The 25,886-nt window shown below is 71.7% G+C and carries 22 protein-coding genes and 3 tRNA genes; 10 read left to right on the top strand and 15 right to left on the bottom strand.

Translation table 11 applies throughout. The features are described from left to right. Positions 1-68 precede the first annotated feature (68 nt). The gene (locus BUE43_RS17715; protein WP_073484490.1) at positions 69-872 is read left to right on the top strand and encodes a nucleotidyltransferase; all 804 of its coding nucleotides are present in this window, start codon (positions 69-71) and stop codon (positions 870-872) included. Positions 873-1,077: 205 nt separating this feature from the next. On the opposite strand, the gene BUE43_RS17710 is transcribed toward BUE43_RS17715, so the two are convergent. Both BUE43_RS17710 and BUE43_RS34250 read right to left on the bottom strand, forming a co-directional pair. Beyond that, on the bottom strand, positions 1,078-5,019 hold the full coding sequence (locus BUE43_RS17710; RefSeq protein ID WP_234995776.1) for a Pls/PosA family non-ribosomal peptide synthetase: 3,942 nt from the start codon (positions 5,017-5,019) through the stop codon (positions 1,078-1,080). Between the two features lie 988 nt (positions 5,020-6,007). Continuing rightward, complete coding sequence (locus tag BUE43_RS34250; RefSeq protein WP_073484485.1) at positions 6,008-6,466, bottom strand: hypothetical protein; 459 nt, start codon at positions 6,464-6,466, stop codon at positions 6,008-6,010. Positions 6,467-6,859: 393 nt separating this feature from the next. Between BUE43_RS34250 and BUE43_RS17700 the strand changes: the two genes are divergently transcribed. From BUE43_RS17700 to BUE43_RS17680, 5 genes are all read left to right on the top strand, one after another. Further along, a tRNA-Ala gene (locus BUE43_RS17700) sits at positions 6,860-6,932 on the top strand. A 10-nt stretch (positions 6,933-6,942) separates the two neighbouring features. Continuing rightward, positions 6,943-7,014, top strand: a tRNA-Glu gene (locus BUE43_RS17695). 20 nt (positions 7,015-7,034) lie between these two features. Beyond that, complete coding sequence (locus tag BUE43_RS17690) at positions 7,035-8,375, top strand: SDR family NAD(P)-dependent oxidoreductase (protein WP_073484483.1); 1,341 nt, start codon at positions 7,035-7,037, stop codon at positions 8,373-8,375. Further along, complete coding sequence (locus tag BUE43_RS17685; RefSeq protein WP_234995775.1) at positions 8,372-9,523, top strand: leucine-rich repeat domain-containing protein; 1,152 nt, start codon at positions 8,372-8,374, stop codon at positions 9,521-9,523. The genes BUE43_RS17690 and BUE43_RS17685 overlap by 4 nt, the downstream gene beginning before the upstream one ends. Before the next feature lie 107 nt (positions 9,524-9,630). Next, a tRNA-Gly gene (locus BUE43_RS17680) sits at positions 9,631-9,708 on the top strand. 1 nt (position 9,709) lies between these two features. On the opposite strand, the gene BUE43_RS17675 is transcribed toward BUE43_RS17680, so the two are convergent. The 8 genes from BUE43_RS17675 to BUE43_RS17635 form a co-directional block, all read right to left on the bottom strand. Continuing rightward, positions 9,710-10,564 carry a hypothetical protein gene (locus BUE43_RS17675; protein WP_083959778.1) on the bottom strand — a complete coding sequence of 285 codons (855 nt, stop codon included), beginning with the start codon at positions 10,562-10,564 and terminating at the stop codon, positions 9,710-9,712. Positions 10,565-10,758: 194 nt separating this feature from the next. After that, a complete protein-coding gene (locus BUE43_RS17670; protein ID WP_073484479.1) occupies positions 10,759-11,901 on the bottom strand; it encodes a DmpA family aminopeptidase in 1,143 nt (380 codons plus the stop codon). A gap of 56 nt (positions 11,902-11,957) precedes the next feature. After that, positions 11,958-12,809 carry an aminoglycoside phosphotransferase family protein gene (locus BUE43_RS17665; RefSeq protein ID WP_143174222.1) on the bottom strand — a complete coding sequence of 284 codons (852 nt, stop codon included), beginning with the start codon at positions 12,807-12,809 and terminating at the stop codon, positions 11,958-11,960. 210 nt (positions 12,810-13,019) lie between these two features. After that, positions 13,020-13,388 carry an MmcQ/YjbR family DNA-binding protein gene (locus tag BUE43_RS17660; RefSeq protein ID WP_073484475.1) on the bottom strand — a complete coding sequence of 123 codons (369 nt, stop codon included), beginning with the start codon at positions 13,386-13,388 and terminating at the stop codon, positions 13,020-13,022. A 566-nt stretch (positions 13,389-13,954) separates the two neighbouring features. Continuing rightward, positions 13,955-15,190 carry a metal-dependent hydrolase family protein gene (locus tag BUE43_RS17650; RefSeq protein WP_073484966.1) on the bottom strand — a complete coding sequence of 412 codons (1,236 nt, stop codon included), beginning with the start codon at positions 15,188-15,190 and terminating at the stop codon, positions 13,955-13,957. Between the two features lie 72 nt (positions 15,191-15,262). Next, on the bottom strand, positions 15,263-15,844 hold the full coding sequence (locus tag BUE43_RS17645) for a pyruvoyl-dependent arginine decarboxylase (RefSeq protein ID WP_073484471.1): 582 nt from the start codon (positions 15,842-15,844) through the stop codon (positions 15,263-15,265). Continuing rightward, complete coding sequence (locus tag BUE43_RS17640; RefSeq protein WP_073484469.1) at positions 15,841-16,950, bottom strand: carboxylate-amine ligase; 1,110 nt, start codon at positions 16,948-16,950, stop codon at positions 15,841-15,843. The genes BUE43_RS17645 and BUE43_RS17640 overlap by 4 nt, the downstream gene beginning before the upstream one ends. Positions 16,951-17,159: 209 nt before the next feature. Beyond that, a complete protein-coding gene (locus BUE43_RS17635; RefSeq protein WP_073484467.1) occupies positions 17,160-17,711 on the bottom strand; it encodes a helix-turn-helix domain-containing protein in 552 nt (183 codons plus the stop codon). A 38-nt stretch (positions 17,712-17,749) separates the two neighbouring features. Between BUE43_RS17635 and BUE43_RS17630 the strand changes: the two genes are divergently transcribed. Then, positions 17,750-19,045: an alpha/beta hydrolase gene (locus BUE43_RS17630; protein WP_073484465.1), complete on the top strand. Its 1,296-nt coding sequence runs from the start codon at positions 17,750-17,752 to the stop codon at positions 19,043-19,045. Between the two features lie 26 nt (positions 19,046-19,071). On the opposite strand, the gene BUE43_RS17625 is transcribed toward BUE43_RS17630, so the two are convergent. Both BUE43_RS17625 and BUE43_RS17620 read right to left on the bottom strand, forming a co-directional pair. Continuing rightward, positions 19,072-19,566, bottom strand: coding sequence for a hypothetical protein (locus BUE43_RS17625; protein ID WP_073484463.1), 495 nt, complete (start codon positions 19,564-19,566; stop codon positions 19,072-19,074). Between the two features lie 21 nt (positions 19,567-19,587). After that, a complete protein-coding gene (locus BUE43_RS17620) occupies positions 19,588-20,811 on the bottom strand; it encodes an MFS transporter (protein ID WP_083959776.1) in 1,224 nt (407 codons plus the stop codon). Positions 20,812-20,979: 168 nt separating this feature from the next. Here BUE43_RS17620 and BUE43_RS17615 point away from each other — a divergent pair, with 168 nt between their 5' ends. The 3 genes from BUE43_RS17615 (at position 20,980) to BUE43_RS17605 (ending at position 24,035) form a co-directional block, all read left to right on the top strand. Next, a complete protein-coding gene (locus tag BUE43_RS17615; protein WP_083959775.1) occupies positions 20,980-21,600 on the top strand; it encodes a TetR/AcrR family transcriptional regulator in 621 nt (206 codons plus the stop codon). A 237-nt stretch (positions 21,601-21,837) separates the two neighbouring features. After that, positions 21,838-23,475, top strand: coding sequence for an ABC-F family ATP-binding cassette domain-containing protein (locus BUE43_RS36105; protein WP_073484459.1), 1,638 nt, complete (start codon positions 21,838-21,840; stop codon positions 23,473-23,475). A 257-nt stretch (positions 23,476-23,732) separates the two neighbouring features. Further along, entirely contained in the window at positions 23,733-24,035 is a 303-nt protein-coding gene (locus BUE43_RS17605) for an acyl carrier protein (RefSeq protein ID WP_073484457.1), read from the top strand. A gap of 63 nt (positions 24,036-24,098) precedes the next feature. On the opposite strand, the gene BUE43_RS17600 is transcribed toward BUE43_RS17605, so the two are convergent. From BUE43_RS17600 to BUE43_RS17590, 3 genes are all read right to left on the bottom strand, one after another. Beyond that, positions 24,099-24,752, bottom strand: a complete 654-nt coding sequence (locus BUE43_RS17600; protein WP_073484456.1) for a response regulator transcription factor — start codon at positions 24,750-24,752, stop codon at positions 24,099-24,101. A gap of 57 nt (positions 24,753-24,809) precedes the next feature. Further along, complete coding sequence (locus tag BUE43_RS17595) at positions 24,810-25,382, bottom strand: TIR domain-containing protein (RefSeq protein ID WP_073484454.1); 573 nt, start codon at positions 25,380-25,382, stop codon at positions 24,810-24,812. Between the two features lie 96 nt (positions 25,383-25,478). Continuing rightward, positions 25,479-25,853, bottom strand: coding sequence for a nucleotide pyrophosphohydrolase (locus BUE43_RS17590; RefSeq protein ID WP_073484453.1), 375 nt, complete (start codon positions 25,851-25,853; stop codon positions 25,479-25,481). Positions 25,854-25,886 lie beyond the last annotated feature (33 nt).

The following is a 25,886-nucleotide window of genomic DNA, read 5'->3' as shown; positions in this document are numbered from 1 at the left end:
GAGGAATCCGGCCAGTGACACGCCAAATGCGTTGGGCAACGGACACCGCCAGCAGAGAGAGTGGCTCCATGTGTGAACGAGGACTGAACCCCGACGGCACGATCGCCCGCGAAGGCGCTCTGCACCGTGTCTCCGAGGCGTTCGCTCCCGTTGTCGACGCGGCCCGCAGCCACATCACCGCCGCCTTCGACAGCACCCGGCTGCACAGCGCCTACCTCTACGGCAGCATCCCCCGCGGCACCGCGGTTCCCGGCCGCTCCGACCTCGACCTCCTGCTCGCTCTCCACCACGAGCCCGGAGAAGCCGACCGGGTCGACGCCACCGACGTCGAGACCGCGATCGACCAGGCGTTCCCCCAGGTCAACGGGGTCGGCGTCGTCCTGGGGGCGGCGCGCGGCCTGCTCAGCGAGGCCGACCGCCACGACGGCGGCTTCTTCGTGGCCTGCCTGTGCACTCCGCTGCTCGGCGACGACCTCGCCGAGCACCTGCCCCGCTACCGCCCCACGTCCCTGCTGGCCCGCGAGACCAACGGCGACCTCGGCCTCGTGCTCCCGGGCTGGCGGAGCCGGGCTGCGCGAGCCACCACCCACGAGCGCGCCACCCTCAGCCGCGGTGTCGCCCGCCGCGTCGTCCGCACCGGGTTCACGCTGGTCATGCCCCGCTGGGGAGGCTGGACCAGCGACCTCGCCGCGTCGGCCGAGATCTTCGGCCGCTACTACCCGGAGCGCGTCGAGCAGATGAGAACCGCCGCGGTGACAGGGCGATCGCTCTCCACCGATCCCGCACTGCTCAGCATGCTCATCGACGACCTGGCTCCCTGGCTGGCCGCCGAGTACACCGCCGTGCACGGCGTGAAGGCGCCCCGCCCCTGACCACCACGGGCGTTCGGCCGCCCGCGCCAGGATCCTCCACAGAGGACTGTCCTCGGCAGACAGAGGAACCGAACCGCTCCACGAACGCGTCCGGGTCCGGGCGCGTGGCCCGGACCCGGACGGTGCTGCTGGCTCGTCCTCCGTCACCGCTCCGACGCGGAACCAGGACGGACACCCACAGCGGTTCCGCTCGTGCTGTTCGTGGCTACTCGGGCTTCTCGGTCGGGATGCCGTGCCACCGCGTCCGCCCGGGCAGGGTCTCCCCCTTCATCACCAACGACAGCGGCCCGACCACCGCGGCCCGCTCGACCACCGAGTCGTAGAGGACCACGCTCAGGTTCCCGATGGACGCCTCCTCGCCGATGTGCAGCGAGGAGGACTTGAAGACCCGGTCCTCGAAGAGGTGGTTCTGCACGACGACACCGTGGTTCAGCACCGCGTGGTCGCCGATGTGCACCAGGTCGAACTCCGAGAACAGCGTCGTTCCCATGTAGACGCCCTTGCCGATGCGGCAGCCCATCAACCGCAGGAACGGGTTGATCATGGGCGTGCCCAGCAGCTGGGAGAGCACGGGCGCCGACACGGACTCGTAGGCGCCGTTGACCATCTCGTTGACCCAGACGTAGACCGACCACAGTGGACGGATCACCGGCTGGAACGTGCCCATCGTGATCTTCTTGATCGCGGCGACCGCGAGCACGGTGCAGAGCTGGCTCGCGAAGCCGACGGCGGGCGCGGTGAGCAGCACGCCGGCCAGACCCCACGTGTCCCACGCCCACACCAGCGCCGCGATCGCGAGGGCCGCGGCGCCCAGGACGAGGTAGGAGGGGATCAGCGCCCGCAGGCCGTCGATGAACGCCCGCTGCAGGTACAGCTTCCTGGTGGGCTGGAAGGTGACCGCGCTGTCGAAGCCGCCCACCTTCACGCGGTGCGGCAACACGAAGGAGGGCGAGCCCAGCCACTCGGTGCCGTCCGCCACCTGGGCCGTGCCGGCCGGGGGCACCGACTGGACGCCGAGCAGACACCCGTCGCCCAGGCTCTGCCCGACCGGCAGGACCGCGTTGTTGCCGACGAAGCTGCGGTGTCCGATCCGGTTGACCGCGATCGTGAACCGGCCGCGGTGGCAGCGCCGACCGCCGATGATCGAGCCGTCGGCGAAGAAGCTCTCCCCCGACACGTCGACCAGCTCCGGGTCCATGCTCCAGACCGCCGAGATCTCGGCGCGCGGACCGATCTTCGCGCCCATCAGCCGCAGCAGCGGCGGGAAGTAGAGCGTGGTGTAGACCGGCAGCAGCAGCGGCCGGCCGATGCCCATGAGCTGGTCGGAGAGCCACTTGCGGAAGTAGGTCACGCCCAGCACCGAGTAGGTTCCCGGCCGGATTCCGAGCGACACCAACCGTTTCAGCAGCGCGATGTAGACGCAGTACCCGGTGAACCAGACCGGGACCAACGCCAGGGTCGCGGCAACGCCCAACCACACGTCCCAGACGAGGAACTGGCGGGCCATGACGACGAACCCGACCAGGGGCACCGCGGTCATCAGGGCGAGCAGCGCGAGGGCCGACCCGAGCTGGGCCGACCCGAGGAGCGCCCGCCGCCAGGTCGAGGCCGGCGCCGGACCCTCCGGCAGCTCCACCTGGGCCGGGGCCGCTGGCGAGCCCCGCAGACCCGTGCCGGGCGCGACAACCGTGCCGTCCGGCAGCAGCGACTGGTCGTCCAGGTGGGAGTCGTCGCCCATCCGCACGTTCAGCCCGAGCGCCGAGTGGATGCCCACGAAGCACCGGCTGCCGATGTCCACGCGCCCGAGGCGCAGCATCCCGCCCTCGACCCGGTAGCCCAGCAGGTGCGTGCTGGCCCCGATGCTGGTGTCCGAGCCGATGCTCACCAGGTCCCACGCCGAGACCTGCGTCGTGTCGATCGTGCAGCCGCGCCCGACCTTCGCGCCCATCAGGCGGAAGTACACGGGCAGCAGCGGCGTGCCGGACAGCGAGCCGACGCCCGCGGCCGCCGACAGCTTGTTGACCAGCCACCACCGCAGGTAGAACCAGCCCCACAGCCGGTGCTCCCCCGGCTTGTAGCGGCCGATCAACAACCACTTCGCCGCGATCGACAGCACCATCAGCACCGGCCAGGTCAGCACGGTGATGCCCAGGGCGAGCCCGAGGAACTGGCTCGTGGGCACGGAACCCCGCACCCACTGCACCCCGACCAGGAACAGCAGGGTGGCCGGGATCGTGATCGCGCCGGAGACCACGTACAGCGACAGCGCCTGCGCCGTGCCGGCGACCAGCCGCCGCCAGCCCGACGCGATGTAGGGCGCCTGCGTGGCCGCGTCCTCGCCGTCGGCCTCCTTGGCCGCGCTCGCCGGACGGTCCTCGGTGGCGGCCACCGTCTCCAGCCGGGCGGCGAGCTGGCGGATGGTCGGGAACTGGTAGACGTCCCGCACGGTGATCGGCCGCGACGTCTCCTGCCGGACCTGGGTCACGATGCGGGCGGCGACCAGCGAGTGGCCGCCCAGGTCGGTGAAGAAGTCGTCCTCCACCGAGATCTCCGGGACGCCGAGCACCTCGCCCCACACCCTGGCGAGCCCGCGTTCCAGGTCGCTGTCCGGGGCGACGACCTGGCGGCCGGCCCGGACGAGCGGGGTCTTCGGCTCCGGCATGCGCTTCCGGTCGATCTTCCCGCTCGTGGTGCGCGGGAACTCCGGGAGCACGTCGAGGTACCCGGGGACCATGTAGGCCGGCATCCGGCTCGTCAGCAGGTCGAGGACCTCGTCCCGGTCCGGCTCCACCCCCTCGGCCGTGCAGACCACGGCGGCGGCCAGCTCGTGCAGGCCCTCCCGCTCCACCAACCGGACGCAGGCCGCGCTGACCAGCGGGTGCTCCAGCAGGACGGACTCGATCTCGGCCAGCTCGACCCGGTAGCCCCGGATCTTGACCTGGTCGTCGGCGCGGCCCAGGAACTCCAGCTCGCCGTCGTCGTTCCAGCGGCCGAGGTCGCCGGTGCGGTAGAACCGGGTGAGCGTCCCGTCCCCGTCGTGGTCGAGCACCAGGAACCGGCTCTCGGTGAGCTCCGGCTGGTTGAGGTACCCGCGGGCGAGCGTCTCGCCGCTGATCAGCAGCTCGCCCGAGGTCCCCGTCGGGACCGGCCGGAGGTCCTCGTCGACGATGGTGACGTGGTAGCCGGGCAGCGGGCGACCGATCGTCACCGGCTCGCCCGGCAGGCACTCGGCCGCCGTGGTGTTGACCGTCGCCTCGGTCGGACCGTAGACGTTGAGCAGCCGACGGCCCGGGCGCGCCCAGCGGTTCACCAGCTCCGGAGGGCACGCCTCGCCGCTGAGCACCAGCGTGTGGATGCTGGGCACGTCCTGCGGCAGGGTGGCGAGCAGCGTGGGGACCGTCGAGAAGTACGTGATCCCCAGCTCGGTGAGGTACCGGCCCAGCTCCTCGCCGAAGCGGGGGGCGTCGCGGCCGGGGACGACCAGGGTGGAGCCGTTGGAGAACGCCATCCAGATCTCTTCGACGGACCCGTCGAAGCTCAGCGCGAACCCCTGGTAGACGCGGTCGCCCTGACCCGTGCCGCACACCTCGTTGAACGCCTGGACGAACCTGGTGACGTGGCGGTGCTCGGTCATCAGGCCCTTGGGCCGGCCGGTGGTGCCCGACGTGTAGATCACGTAGGCCAGCTCGTCCGGCGGGAACGCCTCGTCGAGGGGCGCCCCGGACAGGCGGTCGATCTCGGGCCGCTCGACGTCGAGCACCAGCGTCGGGGTGCCGGCGAAGAACTCCCCGGCCCGGTCGGCGAGCTCGGACTCGGTCAGGCAGAGCGTGAGGCCCACCTCGCCGGCCATGTGCCGGACCCGTTCGACGGGGAGCCCGGGGTCCACCGGCACGTAGGCGGCGCCGGATTTGTGGCAGGCCAGGACCGCGAGGATCGGCAGTTCGGAGCGTTGACAGTAAACCGCAACAAAGGTGCCAGGACCGGCACCGAGCTGGCGAAGTCGACGGGCGAGCCGGTTGGTCGCCTCGTCGAGTTCCCGGTAGGTCATGCCCCGGTCCTCACAGACCAGCGCGAGCGTGTCGGGATTCTCGGCCACCTGTGCCCCGAATAACTCGTGCAGGCACAGCTCGTGGGTTGTGGTGGTCAATGAACACTCCACTCGGAAGCCTTGGCCAGGCGTGAACGACCCGCACACCCAGGTCACGGGTGTCGGGGTCGGGACGGACCTGTCACCGTTACTCCAGTAGCGCGGGGACGCACTGCCGTCGAGGCAGCGGTCGACGAACGCGCTTGCTGACAGAAAGCGGTGAGAAAGATTTGTCGGGGGTTCTGGCTCGGGGATTCGGCGGTCGGTCTGGCGGCACACTCCAGGGTATGTCTCGGCCAACTCTGCCGCGGCAGCGGCTCGGCCGGTATTGAACCCCACAAGTTCGTGGTATGTCGCGCTTCTCCGCCCGATCGGACTATTTCTGTCAACGCGCCCCTATCCGGCGACGCGGCGCCCCGGCGATCTTTCGCGACATCACTTCGCGCCGGTTCCCGTTCGATTGCCCGCCGAAAAGAGCAGGAGCGGGTCCGACGACCGGCCTTGTCCCCGCCGGCTGTTCGCGTCGCTTTTCTCGCCCACCCGGACGGACCACCCGCACGACGCGGGCGCGCCGGGGGTGCGGGCCGACGACCGCGGGCGGTCCCCGCTCGCCACCTGTTTCCCAACGTTCCGCCACCCGGGCGGGCAGTCCTGTGGTAAGGGCCCGCCCGGCGTCACCGCCCGTCACCGCCGAGCCCGTCGGGGTGCCGACATCCGGGCCACGAGACCACCGACGGAGTGGGGTTCGTCGAAGACCGAAATGTCAGGTCCGGTCGTGGAGAGAAGCGGGACGGCGCGTCCCGGCGCCCCACAAGAACAGCGCCGGCCCGCCTTCTCCACCATTCCCCCCTATTACTCCGGAAAAGACGGGGCCAACCTGGGAGGAGTGAGCGGAAGGTCGATCACGCGGAGAAAACGCCGGCCGGAGGACCGGCGCGACCGGCGAACGGCAAAGCAATGCCCGAAGGCGGTGGGCCTCCCGACCGCCTTCGGGCGCGACACGTCGATCGACGCCGAGGAGAAACTCGAACTCGGCGTCACGAAGTGTCTACTTGCGACACTCCTCCAGCTTCCGCTTGGCCTCGGTGAGCTTCCCCGCCGCTTCCGCGGCCCTGCCCCGCGCCCTCTCCGCGTCCCCATTCGCCAGCTTGGCGTTCGCGACGGCCTTGGCCGACTCGGCGACGGCCTCCGCGGCGCGGGCGTCGGCCGCCGCCGCGTTGGCGTAACCAGCGGCGCTGTGGTCTCCCCTGGCCTTCTCCCTGTCGGCTTCCGCGCCCACCTTGTCGGACTCGGCCTTGGCGGCGTCCGCGGCTTTGCGCGCCTCCTCGGCCTTGCCCTCGACCTCCTTGACCGCCTTCTCCGCCTCGGCGGCCGGGGCCTCGGCGGCGGTCACGGCGGCCTGCTGCTCGTCGCACGAGCGGGGCGGCGTCTCCGCGCCGCCACCGCAACCCGCCGTCGCCGCGAGAATCCCGAACGCCACGACCGCGCGGCCGAACCTGCTGACCATTTGTCCCCCTGGAGCGATACCGGTCGGCAGGTTAGCCCGGGCCGAACCACGTGATCAAACCGTTGCGGCGCGGGCGATGGCCACGGAATCCCCTGTCCGCCGCGGCGAACGGACGCCGGCGGTTTCCCCGGCCTCCGCCAGGTCACGCCATTCCCGGCCACCACCTGATTTTTGGGCCCTCGTACCGAAGGCGGTCCACCGAATCACGATCAAAGCTTCCGACGCCTGGGGCCGCGCAGCTGCCGATCGTTTCCGATTCGCCTGAACCGGGAAGAGCACCAGAACGCCGACGGCATGGCGCCGGTGCGGGGGAACCACCTACCACCGGCGCTTCGCCCGCACCGGGGCACAGCGATCTCGGCCGGCGAGCGCCGTTTATGATGATCGCAATGCCCGGGTCGTAGCGCAGAGGCAGGCGCGTCGCACCGGCAGGGCGGTCACGTCGGTTCGAATCCGACCACCCGGGCAGGCTGTCCGGTCCCGTAGCGCAGAGGCAGGCGCGCCGCCCTCTCAAGGCGGTCACGTCGGTTCGAATCCGACCGGGACCACCGGCGAACCAGGGGGAAGCGTGGGCGGGATCAGCGAGGACGAGCTCGCGTCGTTCCACGCGACCGTCGCCCGGCTGCGCGCCCTGCCCGTGGACGACCCGGTGCGGTTGCGGGCCGAACGGGTCGCGGAGTCCTTCGCCAGGGACGGCAAGCAACGGCGCAGGAAGACGCGGAGCGCCGAGCGCGCGGCCGCCGACGCCGCGATCGACGCCGCGACCGCCACCGGTTCCCGCACCCGCCGCGAGGACGCTCCCCTGCGCGTCGAGCCCGACGCCCCCGCCCGCGCGCTGACCCGCCCCCGCCGCTGTTACGTGTGCAAGGAGAACTACCAGCTCGCGGACGCCTTCTACCACCGGCTGTGCCCGACCTGCGCGGCGGAGAACACCGAGCGCCGGACGGCCCGCGCCGACCTGACCGGACGCCGCGCGCTGCTCACCGGCGGCCGGGTGAAGATCGGCTTCCAGCTCGCGCTGATGATGCTGCGCGACGGCGCCGAACTCCTGGTCACCACGCGCTTCCCGCACGACGCCCTGCGCCGCTTCCGGGAGGCGCCCGGCAGCGCGGCGTGGCTGGACCGGCTGACGGTGGTGGGCATCGACCTGCGCGACCCCCGCCAGGTGCTCGGCCTGTGCGAGTCGCTGCGCGACGAGGGCGCGCCGCTGGACATCCTGGTCAACAACGCGGCCCAGACGGTGCGCCGGCCGCCCGGGTCGTACGCGGCCCTCGTCGCCGGGGAGACCGGCGCGCTGCCCGGGAACGCCCGCCTCGCCCCGGGTTTCCGCCCGATGCCCGCCCTGGGCGCCGGCGGGCGGGAGCGGGACGCGCTCGCGCTCGTGCTGGCCGAGGTGGACGAGGCCGGGCTGCTGCCCGACACCGCCCCGGTCAACTCCTGGTCGGCGCGCATCGGGGAGCTCGACCCGGCCGAGGTGCTGGAGACCCAGCTCGTCAACGCGCTCGCGCCGACCCTGCTGTGCGACCGCCTGCTGCCGTTGCTGCTCGCCTCGCCCCACCCCCGGCGCTACGTCGTCAACGTCACGGCCGTGGAGGGCCGGTTCGCCGTGCGGAACAAGACATCCGGGCACCCGCACACGAACATGGCCAAGGCGGCGCTGAACATGCTCACCCGCACCAGCGGCCCGGACCTGGCGCGCCACGGCGTGTACATGTGCGCGGTGGACACCGGGTGGATCACCGACGAGAACCCCGCGCCGAAGAAGGCCCGGCTGGCCGAGCACGGTTTCCGCACCCCGCTGGACGTCGTCGACGGCGCCGCGCGCGTGTACGACCCCATCGTGCGCGGCGAGGCGGGCGCTCCGGTCGCCGGGGTGTTCCTCAAGGACTACCGGGAGGCCGCGTGGTGAGCCTCGTCGACCCCCGCCCGCTGGCGGACCTGGAGCCGCTGCTGTCGTGGCTGCGCACCGGGGCGACGACCGACCAGCGGCTGGACTTCCCCGCCGGGACGGCGATGCCCGACGGCCGGCTGGACCTGTGCAAGCAGGCGTTGGGGCCGACCGGGGCGGCGCTGGTCGCCGACGCGCTGCGCCCCGGCGTGGTCCGGCACCTGTTGCTGGGCACCGACGGGCTCGGTGACGAGGGCGCGGCCGGGGTGGCCGGCCAGGCCGTCGAGCGCGCGGTGGAGACGCTCTACCTGGGCTGCAACGGAATCACCTCGGGTGGCGCCTGCCGCATCGCGGACAACCTGCGGATGTCCCCGCAGGCCAACCAGATCACCGGGGTGTGGCTCAAACGCAACCCGCTCGGCGCGGGCGGAGGCGAGGCGGCCGCCGGGATCGTCGAGTCCGCCCGCTCCCTGCGCACCCTCGACCTGGTCCAGACCGACCTGGACGCCGGGGGCCTGGCCGTCCTGGTGAACGCCCTGGTCACCGCGGCGCGGGCCGGGCGGCGGATCGAGCGCCTCTACGTCGGCGGCAACCCGCTCGGCCCGCGCGGCGCGACGCACCTGGCCGCGCTCCTGGAAGCCGACGCCGTCAGCGAGCTGTACGTCTCCGCAGCGCGACTCGGCGACCAGGGCGCGGAAACCATCGCGAACGCGCTCGCGCCGGGTGGGCGTCTGCGTCGGCTTTCCGTCGCCAGCAACGGAATTGGGCCGGGCGCCGCGGCTCGGCTGGTGGCAGCGGCCGTGGCCGCCGGGGTCGAGGTGTGCGACCTCGGCCGGGTCCGGGCGGCGGGAGCCCTCGGCTCGCAGAACAACCGGCTGGACGAGACCGCCGCGTCCGCGATCGCCGGCGCGCTCGCGGCACGGCCGCACCAGCTGCGGCACCTGATCCTGAGCGACACCGGGATGCGCAGCCGCGAGGCGCACCGACTGCTGGACGGCGCACTGCGAGCGATCACACCGACGCGTTTCGTGCTGGGCAAGGGAATCGCCACCAGCGTCCGACGCCGGCTCGACGCCCTGAGCGCGGACGTCCCCGCGCATCCCGCCGTGCACGCCGACGTCGCAGCGATCCGCAGCGTCCACCGGCAGCCACCACCCGGACAGCCCTGACGCGGCATCCGCGCGAACGCCTCGACCCGGAACCGCTGCGACCTCGGCGACTTTGTCCTGACACCCACCGCGTCGCCTTGTTCGGGCGGCGGCTAGCATTCCCGCCTGACGGGTCGTAGCGCGCAGGGGCAGTCGCGCCGCCTTGCCAAGGGGGAGCACGCTGGTTCGAATCCAGCCGCCCGTCACCTAGACATCGGTGCTCGCACCACAGGTGCGCACCAGTTCCGGCGCCGGGCCGGAGAACGTCGGCAACACCTGGGCCAGTGCCGCCCACGCCTCCGGATTCGCGCCGAGGTCACGGCGGACCAGCGGCGCGAGCAGTTCGGCGGCCTCGTTGGCGCGTTCGGGGAACAGGCGCGTGCCCAGGTGGAGAACGCCCAGCACGAACCGCGCGGGGGTCGAGCGGGCGGCGTACTCCCGCGGCTCGACAATGCCGTCCCGCCGCTGCCGGTGGGCGAACTTCGGGTGCGAACCGAACTGGACGCGCAACTCCGGCGGGCAGTCGATCCGGGACGACAGCGCCCACCGCGTGAAGCCGGGCAGGGGTTCCACGCGGTCCGCTTCGGCGACCTCCGGCCAGTCCGCCTTGCTCACCGCGCGCGTCGCCGCCCGCGCCGTCGACATGGAGCGCGCCTGCCGGAGCCCGCCGATCAGCCCGAGCGGGCTCACCGGGATCTCGGGTTCCTCATGGGAACAACGAGGCCGCTCGCACGTCCACGTGACCTGGAGCGGACCGGGCGCGGCGCCGAAGGGAACCCCGCGGACGATGTCTCGCTTGATCGTGTCAGAGGGCTCCATGTGGTGGAAGACGAACTCGTTCATCACGGGATCGTCCTGTTCGAGCATCCACAGCAGAACCGCCCGCGGCGGCCACAGAAGCCGGAGCTCCCGTGCCACCCGTCCGTCCAACCGCGACTCGGACGACTCGGACGACTCGGACGGTGGATCGATCCGGAGCCGCGCCCGCACTGTCGCCGCGTCGTCCGGATCGATCAGCGAGAGCAGGAAGCGCACTGCCGGAACAACCTCTTCCCTGATCACACGGAGGATTGTCGCAGAGCGACGGCGAACCCCGTCCACCCGTCGGTTTCCCACCAGACAGTTTGGTCCTCAGTAGACGGTGGAACAACGCTCTGACGCCGGAGCCCGAGGCTCCTCCCGGCACACCAGCTCTGGCCGGACGAGCGGTGGGGCCGGTGGACGCCCCCCAGCAGGATGTCCACCGGCCGTCATCGCTACGAGCCGGCGGGGCGCGGGCCCCGCTTGTACTTGGCGAGGATCTTCAGGAGGAGCGCCGGCGGGAGCGCGTGGGCGGTCACGTTGTCCCTGCCGGTCATCGTCTCCGCCATCAGCAACGAGTTGAGGATCGCCTCCTCGGTGGCCTCGGCGGCGGCTTCGAAGATCGGGTCGAGGAACGCGTCGGTCAGCACGGTCAGGTCGTGCTTCAACGGCGAGTGCACGATGTTCGGGCCCGGGATCTTGCCCCGGTTCGCCGTGGAGAAGGCGAAGAACAGGTCTCCGCTGTCGTTCTCGGCCAGACCGCCGGAGCGCAGCATGCCGATGCCGGCCCGCCGGGCCAACCGCTGGCACTGGTGCGGCAGCAACGGCGCGTCGGTCGCGACGATGATCGGGATGGAACCGGCGCCGGGCCGGTAGGTGGCCTCGGGCGGCTGCGGGAAGGGCACCGCGGTGGCGGGGATCTCCTCGCCAACGGGGGCGCCGAGGACGGTCAGGTTGTCGCGGCGTCCGTGGTTGGCCTGCAACAGCACGCCCACCGTCCACCCGCCGTCGCTGTCGGGCAGTTTCCGCGACGCGGTCCCGATCCCGCTCTTGAACCCGAACGCGATCTGGGCGGTGCCGCCGCCGACGTTGCCCTCGGCGACCGGCCCGTCCTTCGCCTTGCGGAACGCCTCCCACACGTGCTCGGGCTTGACGTGCCCGCCCGCCATGTCGTTGAGCGCCGCGTCCCACGTCTCGCCCACCACGGGCAGCGACCACGGGTTCTGCTCCGGGAGGAGCATGCTGGCCTCAATGGACCCGATGGCGTCCCGCACCACGCCGACGCTGCTGCTGTTGGTGAGCGCGATCGGCGAGGTGAGTAACCCGAACTCCTGGATCCAGGCCATCCCGGTCAGCTCACCGTTGCCGTTGAACCAGTGCGCTCCCGCGTAGAGCGGCTCGTCGAACGGATGCCCGGGGTGCCCCAGGATCATCGTGACGCCGGTGCGCACCGGCCCCTTGCCCACCACCAGCTTGCCCTTGCCCTCGATGAGGGTGACGTGTCCGACCTTCACCCCGGGCACGTCCGTGATGGCGTTGTGCTTCCCGGGTTTTCCTCTGCCGATGTTGATTCCGATCTCACGCGCGCGTACTGGCATGGCGGCCCTTCGGTTCCGGTCATACAGGGGAGACGGGCCGCGGCGGTGTGGACGGATCAGCGGTAGCTCCCCAGCCCGTCCGCGACCTCGGCCTCGTCGGCGTCGAGCATGCCGGACAGCGCCTGTTGAAGTGCGAAGGTTGCCTGAACTGTCCGAATTCTGTCGAGATGTTCGCTGAGACCTGTCATCCCCCGGAGCTGAAGAACCCGTCTGACCAGGTTTTCTCCGTAGCTGGCGGCGATCGCCGCGAGGTCCTCGGCCGGGTCGCCGACCGAGACCTCGTCCCAGTCCACGACGCCCACCAGCCGAGGACCGCCGGTTCCCAGCTCCCACAACACGTTCTCGCCGCCGAGATCACCGTGGACGAGTGCGCTCGTCACGGGGTCGAGACCGGTGACAGCGACCAGCTCCGCCTCGGCGCGTTGGCGGCCAGCGGGTGACATCAGGGGAAACAGCTCTCTCCTGACGCCCTCGGCGAAGTCCGCCCACCGGTCCGAAGACGACAGTCCGACCAGGTCGCGAACCCTCTCGTCCTGGCCTGCCCGCTCCAACTCCCCCAACAACACGGCGATCTGGCCAGCGACCCGCTCGACCGCCCGCGGCGACGCCAACTCGGCCCGCTCCAAGGGACGGCCCGGAACCCTGCTGATCACGAGGCAGGGCAACGCGCCGTCCTCAACAGACAGCACCTGGGGTGTGGACACCCCCAGGTCCAGTGTCGACAGAACGCGGAGCACCTCGGCCCGCACGGCCATCCTGGACGCGGCGGATCTGTTCCGGGGAAAGCGGTAGACCTTCGTCGGCGTGAGCAGGACGTCGTGGAACTGCCCACAACGCAGACTGGCCTCGGCCACGTCCTCCTCACCGAAGACCCGACGGACGGCATCGACGTAGTAGGGCAGGCTCACTCTCGCCCACACTCCTCGCTCGCACAGCAGGGCACCCCATGCTGATCATGAGCGCTCCCGCACATCCAGCCGACCGGTTTCCCGGCCCACGTCGGCAAACTCTGTCCAATGTGGACCAAGAAGCCAGCGCGGCCGCGGCCGATCAGTCGCGGGTTCGGCGCCGGGGGCACACTGAACAGAGCTGTCCACCCGAACCCGCTCGGACCCGACCTACGAGCGAAGGGTGGGCGGCTGCTCCGCCCAGTCGGGCGTCTCGGCGACCAGGTCCTCGGGGGCGGACAGCCGCCAGGCCTCGAAGACCAGTTCGGACAACTCGTCGACCTCGACGCCGGCCAGGTGGACGACCACCCAGCCGAAACCACCGGCGGTGAACTGCTCCTCGAAGACGTCGGGCCGCTCGGCCACCAACGCCTGCTGCTCGGACAGGGTCTGCTTCAGGCCGACGGTCTGCGTTCGCGGCCAGTAGTAGCCGAACCGCTTGCCGCGCACGCTGAACGAGCTGTACTGCTCGTTCTGGGAACGCTCCACGTCGACAAGAGCGTCCACCACCCGGAAGAACTCATCGCTACTGACAGCCACCGCATCCCCCAAAGCCAGAACCCCAAGTATAGGCGCCTTCCCCGTCCCACCCCGGTCCACAACCAACCGGCCGCCGGGATCGTTCCAGCGGCAGGGAGAACAACTCGCTTGTCGGAGCGGACCCGCCGCCCCCTACCCTGTGCGCGGCGACGAGGAGGACCACGTCGGGCTTGTGCTGTGCCCAGCGGATGACGACACCGACAGCCCCGACATCTCCTGGTCCTACAACCGCTTCGACGTTTTCCGGCGCCGCTTGGCGCAGGCCGGGGGATTCACCCTCTCCGAGATGAGGGGCTTCGGTGGGGAGCGCCCATGGGACAGCGTTTCCACCACGCTCGAACCACTTCTCGACCACCCGGACGACGACGGGACTCTCACGCCCGCCCAGTGCGCCGCCATCCTGCCCCGCCTGGAAGCGATCGCCGACCAGTGGCGGCAGTGCGACAACGACCCCCTTCTCAAGCCGTACGTCGATGACGCGCTCCAACTCGTCACTGTCCTGCGGTGCGGCGTCGACAAGAACGTCGATCTCCTCTTCGCCCAGATCGCCGGGGACTGGCTCGGGCTCACTGGCCGTCGGTGGTCCGGTCGACCACGACGACGCCGGCGCGGGCGACGAACTCCACCCGTCCCATGGCGCTGATGTCGGTGAACGGGTCGCCGGCCACCGCGACGAGGTCCGCGGTGGCGCCGGGGGCGATGCGTCCCAGGTTCGGGCGTTCGAGCAGTTCGGCCGCGACCGAGGTGGCGGCCCGCAGCACCCGCAGCGGGGGCAGGCCGACCTCCGCCAGGTCGGCGAACTCCCGCCACGCCTCACCGTGCGGGAACATGCCCGCGTCGGTGCCGAAGGCGATGCGGACCTCGCTGTCGGCCAGGTGTGTCGCCGACTCGCGGATGCGCCAGGCGCGGGCGCGGTACTGCGCGCGCATCCTGGGGTCGCGACCCGACCAGAACTCGTCGTCGAGGTTGTCGATGAAGCGGCGTTGGGCGTGCAGGGTGGGGCACAGGTAGGCGCCGTGGTCGGCGATGCGCGCGAAGGTCTGCGCGGAGGCCAGGTTGGCGTGCTCGACGCTGCGCACCCCCGCCGTCAGAGCGCGCCGCACGGCCTCGTCGTTGAAGGCGTGCGCGGCGCAGCGCAGGCCGTGGTCGCGGGCGGTGGCGACGATCGCGGTCATCTCCTCGACCGTGAAGGTGACGTGGTCGGGTGTGTCGGCGGGTGAGCTGAAGCCGCCGCTCGCGGCGAACTTGATCCAGTCCGCGCCGACCCGCGCCTGGTGGCGCACGAGGCGGCGCAGCCCGGCGACGCCGTCCGCCAGCGTGCCCACGTCCACGCCGTAGCGGTCGCTCAGGTCGGGCATCTTGTCGCCGTGTCCGCCCGGCGCGGAGATGATGTTGGGCGCGACGACCAGCCGCGGCCCCTCGACCAGGCCGTCCTCGACCGCCTGCCGCAACGCGACGTTGATCGGGTCGTGCGCGCAGCCGAGGTCGCGCACGGTGGTGAACCCGGCCGCCAGGATGGCCTTCATGGCGGGCACGGCGCTCAGGGTCTGGTAGGCCGCGAGCCCGCTGTCGTGCGCCTCGTCCACCAGGTGGACGTGGCAGTCGATGAGCCCGGGCAGCAGCGTCCGCGCGCCCAGCCGGACCACCCGCGCGTCGGGTGGGAGCTCGGGGGCGGGGGCGGGGGCGGGGGCGACCGAGGTGATCACACCGTCCACCGCGGTGACCGCGGTGGGGCCTGCGGGGTGGTCGCTCGTGCCGTTCCAGCAGTGGTCGGCGACGACGGTCAGGGCGGTGGGTGACATGTTCACCTCGGAACGGAAGGACGAGTCTCCACGCGCGTCGGCTGGTCGGGAGGAACCCGGAACGAGCGGAACTCAGAAGAGGAAGACGAGACTGGCGAGGATCTTGACGTAGTCCCCGTTGTCCGGGCCGACCGCCGCCACCGCCGCGGTGTGGACGTGCACCGCGGTGTCGCCCAACTCGTGGCGTTCCCGCTCGGGGTGGTCGAGGTTCTCGACGTCGTCGGTGGCCTGGCCCAGTTCGACGGCCATGGCGGTCAGCGCCATGCGCGCCGCCTTCCGCCGGGCCTGGGCCGCGTCCTTGCCGACGGCGTCGTCCTCGTGCACCTCGGCGACGCACCCCATCCCGCCGGACGCGGGAACCACCACGCCCACCGCCGTGGCGATCCGCGTCCCGGGAGTGCTGGTCTCGCCCAGGGCCTGGATGGCGAACAGGATCTGGCCATCCCGGAGCAGGCGTCCACCCTCCTCGGCGGAGACGAGGGCGCAGCCGGGCGGCACCCGGGAGGAGACCTGGACCCGGTTGACCCGGCCGAGGCCGGCGTCGACGTACATCAGGTCGTGGGCCTGCAACTCGAACCGGTGCCGCCCCACGCCGGTGGTGAGGTACATGCGGGTGGGCACCAGCGCTGTCCCGGACAGCGGTGTGCTGTTCATGTGACTCCTCCGTCGGGTGGGGACGGGGCGACGGCCAGGTCGTCGACGACCGCGCGCAGATCGCCCCCGTGTCGGCGGGCGACGGCGCGCTGCCGCTCCGCGCCCGTGCCACGCGCGTGGACCAGTTCCAGCCACCGCCGCACGATCTCGCTGTCGCCGTGCCGCTCCAGGTGCGGCAGCACGGACGCCACGAGTTCCCGGACCAGGCTCCACGCGGGCGCGAGGACGGGGGCGGGACGGTGGGTGGCCAGCAGGAGGCTGTTCATGCCGTAGCGGGCGGCCCGCCAGCTCGCGGCCCGGAGCACGGCCTCGGGCACGGGGAGTGAGCGCGCCCCGGAGCGGACCGAGTCGAGGCACGCGGCGGCCAGCGCCCGGACGAGAAGGGCGTAGGCGACGGTGTCCCTCACGTCGGGCAGCACGTCCGCGACACGCATCTCCACGGTGGGGACGTGTCGGGAGGGTCGCACGTGCCAGTACAGCATTCCGCCGTCGACCGCCGCCCCGCTGTCCACCAGCGAACCCACGACGTGCTCGTAGTGCGCGGCTGACTCAAGGTAGGGAGGTGGACCGCAGGTCGGCCAGCGGCCCCACACCATCGAGCGCCAGCTCGCGTACCCGGTGTCCTCCCCCGCGCAGAACGGTGAGTTCACCGACAGCGCCAACAGCAGGGGGGTCCAGACCCGCAGGTGGTTGACGACCTGCACGCTCTCCTCCCGGTCCCGCACGCCGATGTGGACGTGACAGGCGTTCACGCACTGCTGTCGGACCAGTGGACCGAACCGGCGTTCGATCGTGTGGTAGCGCGGTTTGTCCAGAATGGGCGGTGGCCCCACGTCCCCGAGCACCGCGGTGCCCGAGGGCACCAGCAGGCACTCGGCCCGCGCCGCCTCGGCCGCCGTGCTGCCCCGGAGCCGCGTCACCTCCGCGTGCAGTTCGGCGGCGGTGTGGCACACGGCGCTCACGTTCTCCACCTGGGCCTGGGCCATCTCCGGCTCGACGTGCTCGGCGCCGGCCGCGTCCTTCGCCGCGCGGACCACCTCGCGCGCCCGGCGCACCGACTGGCGGCTGTGCCGGTCGACCAGGACGAACTCCTCCTCGACCCCCATGCTGGGCGCCACCTGCCCGTCGGGCTGCCCGTCGGGGGACGCTCTCGGTTGTCGCGCGCACGGTGGATCACCGCGCGTGAGGGATTCCGCCATGGGTACTTCCCGGATGAGCGCAGGGTGAGGTAGGAGACCCACGCGTCGGCTACCCGCTGGTTCGGGGGCTCACTCCTGGAACGTCCGCGAGCCCCGGGCGGCGGACCGGGGGCGGCTCAGCCGGTCCCGGGGGCGTCGGGCAGTTCCTCGACCGGGAAGAGGACCGGGCTGAGCAGGTAGCGCCGGCGGTTCGGGGTCGCCGGGTTGTTCAACCGGGGCGCGATCGCGTCCCGCATCTCGCCGATCATCTCCAGGAGCTCGTCTCGGCTGAGCCAGACCGCGTGCTGCCGGAATCCGACGAGGTCCGCCGTCGGGTCCGCGTCCTCCCGGGCGAGGTAGGCGTCGAACTCGGCGACCAGCACGGCCAGCGCGGCGGCGAAACCACGCCGGTAGTCGTCGCGCGACAACCTCTCCAGGGTCTCGGCGTCGACGACCGCCAGGTCCTGCCGGAGCCGGTACCGGCGCTCCACGGCGCCCCGCACCCTCCGCTCCTCGGCCACTTCCAGGACTCCGCCGGCCACGAGCAGGTCGACGTGCCGGTAGACCATGGCCTTCGAGGCGTCCGGCACCCGGGCGCACAGCTCCGCGGTGGTGAGCGACCGCCCACCGCGCATCGCGTGGACGATCCGCAGCCGCACCGGGTGCGCCAGGAGCTCCAGGGATTCCACCCGCCAACGTTCTCATGTCGTGCTAACGTTCGCAAAACATGCGAAAGGTGGTGCGGGTGGTGTCGAGCAGCGACGCAGCGACACGCGGGATGCGGCTCGTCGAGCTGGCGCGGGACGAACGCTTCGCGGAGATCGAGGACCTCTTCGCCGCATCACTGCGGACCGTCGTGTCCGCCGAGACGCTGCGGACGGCGTGGACGACCGAACTGACCAAGACCGGGCCGATCACCGGCATCGGTGAACCGACGAGCGAGCCGCCGACGGCGGGCGTGACCCGGGTGGGCGTCCCCGTGGTGTGCGAGAAGGGAGAGTTCACCGTGGTCGTGTCAGTCGACGGCAGCGGCATGGTGCACGGTTTGCGACTCGCCCCGGCCGGCGCCACGTCCTGGGAACCACCGTCCTACGCCGCCCCGCACCGGTTCAGCGAGCGCGAAGTGACAGTCGGCACCGGTCCACTCGCCGTTCCCGGCACGATGACGGTGCCGCACGGACCTGGCCCCCACCCCGGCGTCGTGTTGCTCAGCGGTGGTGGGCCGTTCGACCGCGACGAGACCAGCGGGCCGAACAAGCCGCTCAGGGACCTGGCGTGGGGGCTGGCCAGTCGTGGCGTCGCGGTGCTGCGCTTCGACAAGGTGACGCACGTCCACAGCCACGTCATGACCACGGCCGGCTTCACGATGTCGGACGAGTACGTGCCCCACGCGGTCGCCGCCGTGCGCCTGCTCCAGAACCAGTCCACTGTGGACCTCGACCGGGTCTTCCTCCTCGGCCACAGCATGGGCGGCAAGGTCGCGCCACGGGTCGCGCAGGCTGAGAAATCCGTTGCTGGCCTGGTGATTCTGGCCGGCGACACCCAGCCGATGCACCACGCCGCCGTCCGCGTCACCCGCTATCTGGCCGCGCTGTACCCCGACACGGTCACCGAGGCCGCCGTCACGGCGATCGCCCAGCAGGCCGCGCTCGTCGACAGCCCCCTGCTGTCGCCCTCCACGCCCGCGAAGGACCTGCCGTTCGGCCTCACGGCCCCGTACTGGCTGGACCTCCGTGACTACGACCCGGTCGCCGCCGCCGAAACGCTGAACATCCCGATGCTCATCCTCCAGGGCGGCCGCGACTACCAGGTGACGGTCGAGGACGATCTCGTGCGTTGGCAGGCGGGTCTGGCCCACCGGGAGGACGTCACGATCCGCGTGTACGAGGCCGACAACCACCTGTTCTTCCCCGGATCAGGCCCCTCCACGCCCACCGAGTACGAGGAGGCGCAGCACGTTGATCCGGCCGTCGTCGCCGATATCGCCGAGTGGTTGAACCCGAGCCAGGAGCGGATCGGCTGATCGCTGTCCGACAGGAGACGCCGCAATCAGCCCCGTTGCTCTCGGTTCTGGGCCGCTGCGAGGAAACCGGCCAGGCGCGCCGCGTGTCCGGGCAGGTGGCTCTCCGCTCGCAGTCGAACGAGCTCACCCCACGTCATCTCGCCGTCGGTGACGTGTTGGCCGTCGCGCCCGAACACGCGAAGACGAACAGGGGTGTCCTCGTCCTTCTCCGGAGTTCGCGCGAGGAGGTCGACGAACTCGGCTCCGTTCCGCCGAACCAGGTCGACGCGTTCCTCGTGCGTGGTCGAGCGGATCAGAGAGGAGATGGCCGACGGTTCCATGGCCGGGAGGTTGTCGACGAGGGGTGGTCGACCGGCGAGGACCTCGCGGGCCGCGTCGGCGAGAAGGCGGTCGCTGAGCGCGACGTGGCACAACGTCCAGTCCGTGTCGGCCCGCTCCTGCTGGTCGAGCGACGCGGACGTGAGGTCCGCCGCCACCCTCAACAAGCCCTCGTAGGCGTGACCGATGTCGTTGGTGTTCACACATTCCTCCGAAGTGGACTGTCAGGAGTGGACGGTGCTCGCACGCCGCGACAGCGCGCCGAGCGCAGCCGCCACGACGAGGCACAGCACCACGACGACAGCCGCGAAGTACTGGACTGCCAGGAGAAGGCCGATCCTGGTCGCCAGGAAGCCCACGCCGATCACGGGCACGCCCACGCCGAGGTAGACGATCACGAAGAAGCTGGACAGCACGTCCGCCCTGCGGTCCGCCGGCGCCACCCGGGTCACCTCGGTCAGCCCGCCCAGGAAGGCGAGCCCGTGACCCGCCCCCGCGACCACGGCCGCGAGGAGCAGCGTCACCAGTGAGGACGCCGACCCGGCGACCGCGAGCAGCACGAGGCCGGCGGCGAGCACCACCAACCCGACGACCTGCACCGGCCCCGAACGCCGGCCGGACGCGAGGATCTGGGCCACCGAGGAGGCGGCGAGCACCAACGCCACCGCGCCACCGGCCGCGACCAGGTTGTCGCTCCCGGACAGCCGTGTGACGTAGGTCGGGACGAGGCTCAACGCCAGGCCCGTCACCGAGAAGGCGAGGAAGCTCGCGGCGCCACTGGTCAGGAAGACGCGCCGTGCCGCCACCGGGATCTGCGGTCGCCGGGGTCGCCAGCGTGTCGTCGGCCGGGTCTCGGGCATTCCGGCGACGAGCGCGGCGGCCACCGCGAGCAGGACGATCTCCAGGACGAAGGGGAGAACCCGGGGCGCGGGGGCGTACTGGGCCAGCACGCCGGCCAGCAGCGGCCCGGCGCCCAGCCCGCCGACCGAGACCACTGTGGACACCAGGGCGGCGCGGCGGCGGTCGCCCCGGGGCTCCAGCTCGGTCAGGGCAGCGGTCAGCGTGCCGGAGGACGCGCCGAGGGCCAGGCCCTGGAGGACGCGGGCGACGTACAACCACGCGGTGGAGGTGGCGAGCGCGAAGGCCAACGCGCCGAGGGCGGCCAGCACGATCGCGGGCACCAGCACGCGCCGCCGGCCGACCGCGTCCGACAGCGGGCCGGCCACGAGCAGGGCCGGGATGAGCGCGGCGACGTACACCCCGAAGACGAGCGTCACGACCAGGGGCGAGAAGCCGAACCGCTCCTGGTAACCGCGGTAGAGCGGGGTCGGCAGGTTCGTCCCCGCCAGCAGCACGAGCAGCGCGTAGGCGCTGGCCCAGAACCGCCACGGCGGGAGCGGGTCGGCCGCTCGCCGGGTCTCGGGCACGTCGGCGTTCGTGACTGTCATGGGTCCTCACCGTCTTCGGGACGCGACGAACAGGAGCTGCCACCGGGGAGGGACCTCCGAGGGGGTGGCGACGACGCCCAGCCAACCAAACTGACCGACGGTCAGTCAATAGAATGACCGACGGTCAGTCGGCTACACTCGCCAGGTCGGCCGGCGTGGAGGTGCTCGATGGCGACAGGAACGCGGCGCAAGCGGGTGGCCAAGAGCCAGGAGGACCGCAGGGAGGACATCCTGCGCGCCGGCAGGGAGGTCTTCGCCACCACCGGCTTCGCCGACGCGACCATCACCGAGATCGCCGCCGCGGCCGAGATCGGGAAGGGCACCTTCTACCTGTACTTCGACTCCAAGGACCACCTCCTCGGCGCGCTGTGGGAGCGCTACGTCGACGCGATCGTCACCAAGACCCAGGACATCCTCGACGAGGGCGCTGACTGGTGGCCCACCATCGACCGCGTCCTGACCGCGCTCGTCAGGCACGCCGCGGCGAACGGCGCGCTCCACCGCATCGTCTACGGCTCGGCCAACGCGAAGGCGCTGGAGATCTGCCGGCAGGCGAACCGCCGCGTCGTCGCCCTCATGTGCGACTTCGTCGTCCGGGGCGCGGAGGCGGGAGCCTTCCACGCCCACGACCCGGCCGTCGCGTTCCGCATGGTCTACCACGCGGCGGACGGCCTCCTGGACGAGTTGGCCTTCCAGGACGACGACATCGACGCCGACCAGGTGGTGCGCCACGTCCTCCAACTGACGCACCGGGCTCTCGGCGACCCCGCAAGCACTTCCGCTTCCTGACCACTCCAGGACTCCGCGCTCACCGACGCGGAGTTGTTGCGGACACGTCAGATCGCATGAGACCACAGTCCACTGTGGACGCCGCTTCCCCGAGCGCCGGCCAGACCGAGGGCGCTACCCGAACAGGGGTGACCCGCGGCTCCGGCGAAGCCGCCGAAGCGAGGTCTGCTCATGTTTTTCAGGTCTGGCAAGGGAAGGCGAAGATTGCTCCGTCCCGGGCACGGCTAGTCTGGGGACATGGGCTTCCTGGAGGCGACGGCGCTCTCGCACGTGCTGCCGGACGGCCGGGTGTTGTTCCACGACGTGTCCCTGCGGGTGTCCTCGGGTGATGTTGTCGCCCTTGTGGGTGACAACGGAGCCGGGAAGACCACCCTGCTGCGCGTGTTGTCCGGTGAGCTGTCCTCGCCGGACGGCGGCATCCGGGTGCAGGGCGGTCTGGCCGTCATGCCGCAGTTCATCGGCTCGGTGCGGGATGACCGCACCGTGCGGGACCTGCTGCTCGCCGTCGCGCCGTCGCGGGTCCGGGACGCCGCCGCGGAGCTGGACGCGGCCGAGCTGGCCCTGATGGACGACGACTCGGCCGACGTCCAGATGCGCTACGCCAACGCGCTGGCCGCGTGGGGCGAGGCGGGCGGGTACGACGCCGAGGTGCTGTGGGACACGGTGACGATCGCGGCGCTGGCCCTGCCCTACGACCGCGCCCGCTTCCGCGGCGTCGCGACGCTCTCCGGCGGGGAGCAGAAACGCCTGGTGCTGGAGGCGTTGCTCCGCGGCCCCGAACAGGTCCTGCTGCTCGACGAGCCGGACAACTACCTCGACGTGCCGGGCAAGCGCTGGCTGGAGGAGCAGCTCTCCCGCTCCGCCAAGGCCGTCCTGATGGTCAGCCACGACCGCGAGCTGCTGGCGAACACGGCCACCCAGGTGGTCACGATCGAGGCCGGCAGCGCGTGGACCCACGGCGGCAGCTTCCGCACCTGGCACGAGGCGCGCCGGGCCCGGTGGGAGCGGATCGCCGAGTTGCGCCGGCGGTGGAACGAGGAGCACGAGAAGCTCCGCGAGCTGGTGCGCACCCTCCGCCAGCAGGCGACGATCAGCGACGACATGGCCTCGCGCTACCGCGCGGCGCAGACGCGGCTGCGCAAGTTCGAGGAGGCCGGCCCGCCCCCGGCGCCGCCCAGGGAGCAACGCGTGCGACCGCGGCTGCGGGGCGGGCGCACCGGCGTCCGGGTGGTCACCTGCCAGGACCTGCGGCTGACGGGCCTGACCCAGCCGTTCGACCTGGAGCTGTTCTTCGACGACCGGGTCGCGGTGCTCGGCGCGAACGGGTCCGGCAAGAGCCACTTCCTCCGGCTGCTGGCCGAGTCCGAGAACGACCAGGTCAGCACAGTCCGCCACGAGGGCGTGTGCCGACTGGGCGCGCGCGTGGTCCCCGGCCTGTTCGCGCAGACCCACCACCACCCGGAATGGGTGGGGCGCACGCTGGTCGACATCCTCTGGCACGGCGAGGAGGGGCGCGCCGGCCTGGACCGCGGCGCGGCGATGGCCGCGCTCAGCAGGTACGGGCTGGCGGCCGGCGGCGACCAGCGGTTCGAGTCCCTCTCCGGCGGCCAGCAGGCGCGGTTCCAGATCCTGCTCCTCGAACTCTCCGGCGCCACCCTGCTCCTGCTCGACGAGCCCACCGACAACCTCGACCTGGTCTCGGCCGAGGCGCTCCAGGACGCGCTCCAGACCTACACCGGGACCGTCGCCGCGGTGACGCACGACCGCTGGTTCGCCCGCTCCTTCGACCGGTACCTCCTCTTCCGCTCCGACGGTCAGGTCGTGGAGGTCGAGGAACCCGTGTGGGACGAGCCGAAACCGCAACGCGCCCGCTGACACCGGGGGCTCCTGGCGGGTTCGCCGTCGGCGACGTGGTCGGCTGTCCACCGAAAGTACCGACGTGCGGTTCGGCCCTGGGGAGGAGGTCGGACGCCGGGGCGGCCGAGTAGCCTCGGCCGTGCCTCCGCGCCCGGACCGGGAGAGAACGGCCTCCTGGTCGACGGACATCCGCACCCCCTCCCGTGCGTCGGGAGGGTCGAGGTTCCTAGGTGGCCACAGTGTCCCGACCCAAAGCAGTGTCCCAACCCAGAACAGTGCCCCGACACCAGACGACCGAGCGTGTTTCCCTTGTCGCCGAGGATGTTCTGGCCGCACTGCGGGAGTACGTCCTCCGCCACGTCCTCAAGGACGACCACGTCGAGATCGACGGGCGCACCCCCCTTCTCGAATGGGGCGTCCTGAACTCCCTCACCACCGCCGAACTGGTCGCCCACATCAGAACGCGGTTCGACGTCCTCGTGCCACCGGAAAAGGTCCACGGCGCCCACTTCCGGAACCTCGACGCCGTCACCGCACTGGTGGTCGACCTGCACGGCGAACGCGCTGTCCACAACTGACAGTCCACTGTGTCCGGTGCACGGGATCAACCACGCAGCCGATTTCCGTTACATCGCCGGAAATCACGGCCGCGCGATCATGTACCGCTCGTAGGCCAGCGCGGCGAGTTCGGCGCGGCTCCTGCGGCCGAGCTTGCGCAGGACGCGCCGCACGTGGGTTTTCACCGTGCTCTCGCCGATCGCCATGCGGATCGCGATCTCCGCGTTGGTGCGGCCCTCGGTGATCATCCGCAGAACGTCCAGCTCCCGGCCGGAAAGCCCACGCGGGTCGGCGGTCGCGGCGATCTCCGCGTCCCACCGGTACCGGGGGCGGTGGGCCGGGGCGCACAGGCTGATCGAACAGCCCGCGCGCAGCACCAGCACCGCGGCCTCCAGTTCCCTCGGGCTGACCGTCAGGTACAGCAGCCCACTGGCCCCGGCCGCCGCGAGCTGGCGGGCCAGCTCCGCACCCGAGGGCGGCAACAGGCACAGGACCGGGGGCGGATCGGCCAGCCGCCGCACGGCGCGAACCAACGCGACGGCGCCGACGCCGGACGCCGCCGCGTTGACGACGACCACGTCGACGCGTCCCCGCGCGCAGCGGCGGACCGCCTCGGAGAGAGTCGTGACCTCCGCCGTCAGGCGGGTCGTCGGGAACTGGTCGATGGCCACGCGCAGGCCGTACGACGTCAACGAGTGGTCGCCCACCAACAGCACGTCGACCGGTGGTGCCCGCATGTCACGCCCCTGACGGCGCCCGGCCGGGGCCGCGCGGTCCTCAGTCATCTCCCCCGGTCACGCGGGGATCTCCCCGAACAGGAGCTCGGACGCGTCGTTCTCCAGGGCCGCGTACCCCAACGGGGCGTCGAGCCGCGCGCCGGGCCACAGCGGTGGCGCCCACGTCCGGGCCTCGGCCGCGAGGCGGAGCGCCGTGGTGGCCATCTCCTCGATCGCCCCGTCGTCGAGCCCGTCCGCCAACCGCATCGTCTCGACGCGGGTCACGGCGCCCAGTCCCTCGATCATCGGCGTCAGTCTGGTGCGCGCGTCCGCCGCGAGGACGATCGGCTTGCGCAGCATCGAGGCCCACCCGAGTTCCACCGCGACACCGGCGGAGACGGGGTCGCCCGCGTAGGCGCACACGGCGTCGCAGGCCACCACGCCCCGGAAGTCGCTCGGCACGCACTGCTCCGGCGGCAGCCCGAACTCGCCCCAGCCCTCGTTGTGGTGGGCGTTGAAGACCGCCGCGCCGCCCGCCAGCAGCCGCTCCCGCAGGGCGGTCAGCCGGTGACGCCACTGGTCGGTCACCCGGTCCCCCACCAGGAACTGCACGAACGGTGCCGCGAGGAAGATGCGAACACGGTCGGCCATCGCCACCTCCGGTGCGAGAAGGGTGTCGGGAAACTGTTCTGGCAGAACGAGATTCGGTCGGGCTCGGCGGACGACCGAGGCCCGGCCCAGCCCCACCTAGTCGACGTCGGCGTCGACGAGCTCGGTGTACTTCGCGCTGCTGCCCCGCGCCTTCTCCACCGGGTACCGCCGCTCGTTGATCGCCAGCTTCTCGCGGGCGACCGCCAGCAGGTCGAGGTCGGCGTTGCGGGCCAGGCGCAGCAGGTAGTTCAGGACGTCGGCGAGTTCGTGGCCGAACCTCCGCCGGAAGTCCGGGTCCTCCCGCACCCGCCGCCCGGCCTCCTCCGCGCCGTGCCACTGCAGGAGGGCGAGCAGCTCGCCGCACTCGCCGCCCAACGCCATGGCCAGGTCCTTGGGGTTCTCCACCACGTCCCAGTCCCGCGCGGCGACGAAGGCGAACAACTCGTCGGCGTAGCTCCGCAGATCACTCATCTCGTTCCTCACCTGGTTGGTGGCACAGGAAAT

This window comes from Streptoalloteichus hindustanus (genome assembly GCF_900129375.1).
Lineage (GTDB): Bacteria > Actinomycetota > Actinomycetes > Mycobacteriales > Pseudonocardiaceae > Streptoalloteichus > Streptoalloteichus hindustanus.
The sequence above is the reverse complement of the archived record's forward strand: the minus strand, read 5'-3'. Positions and strand labels throughout refer to the sequence as shown.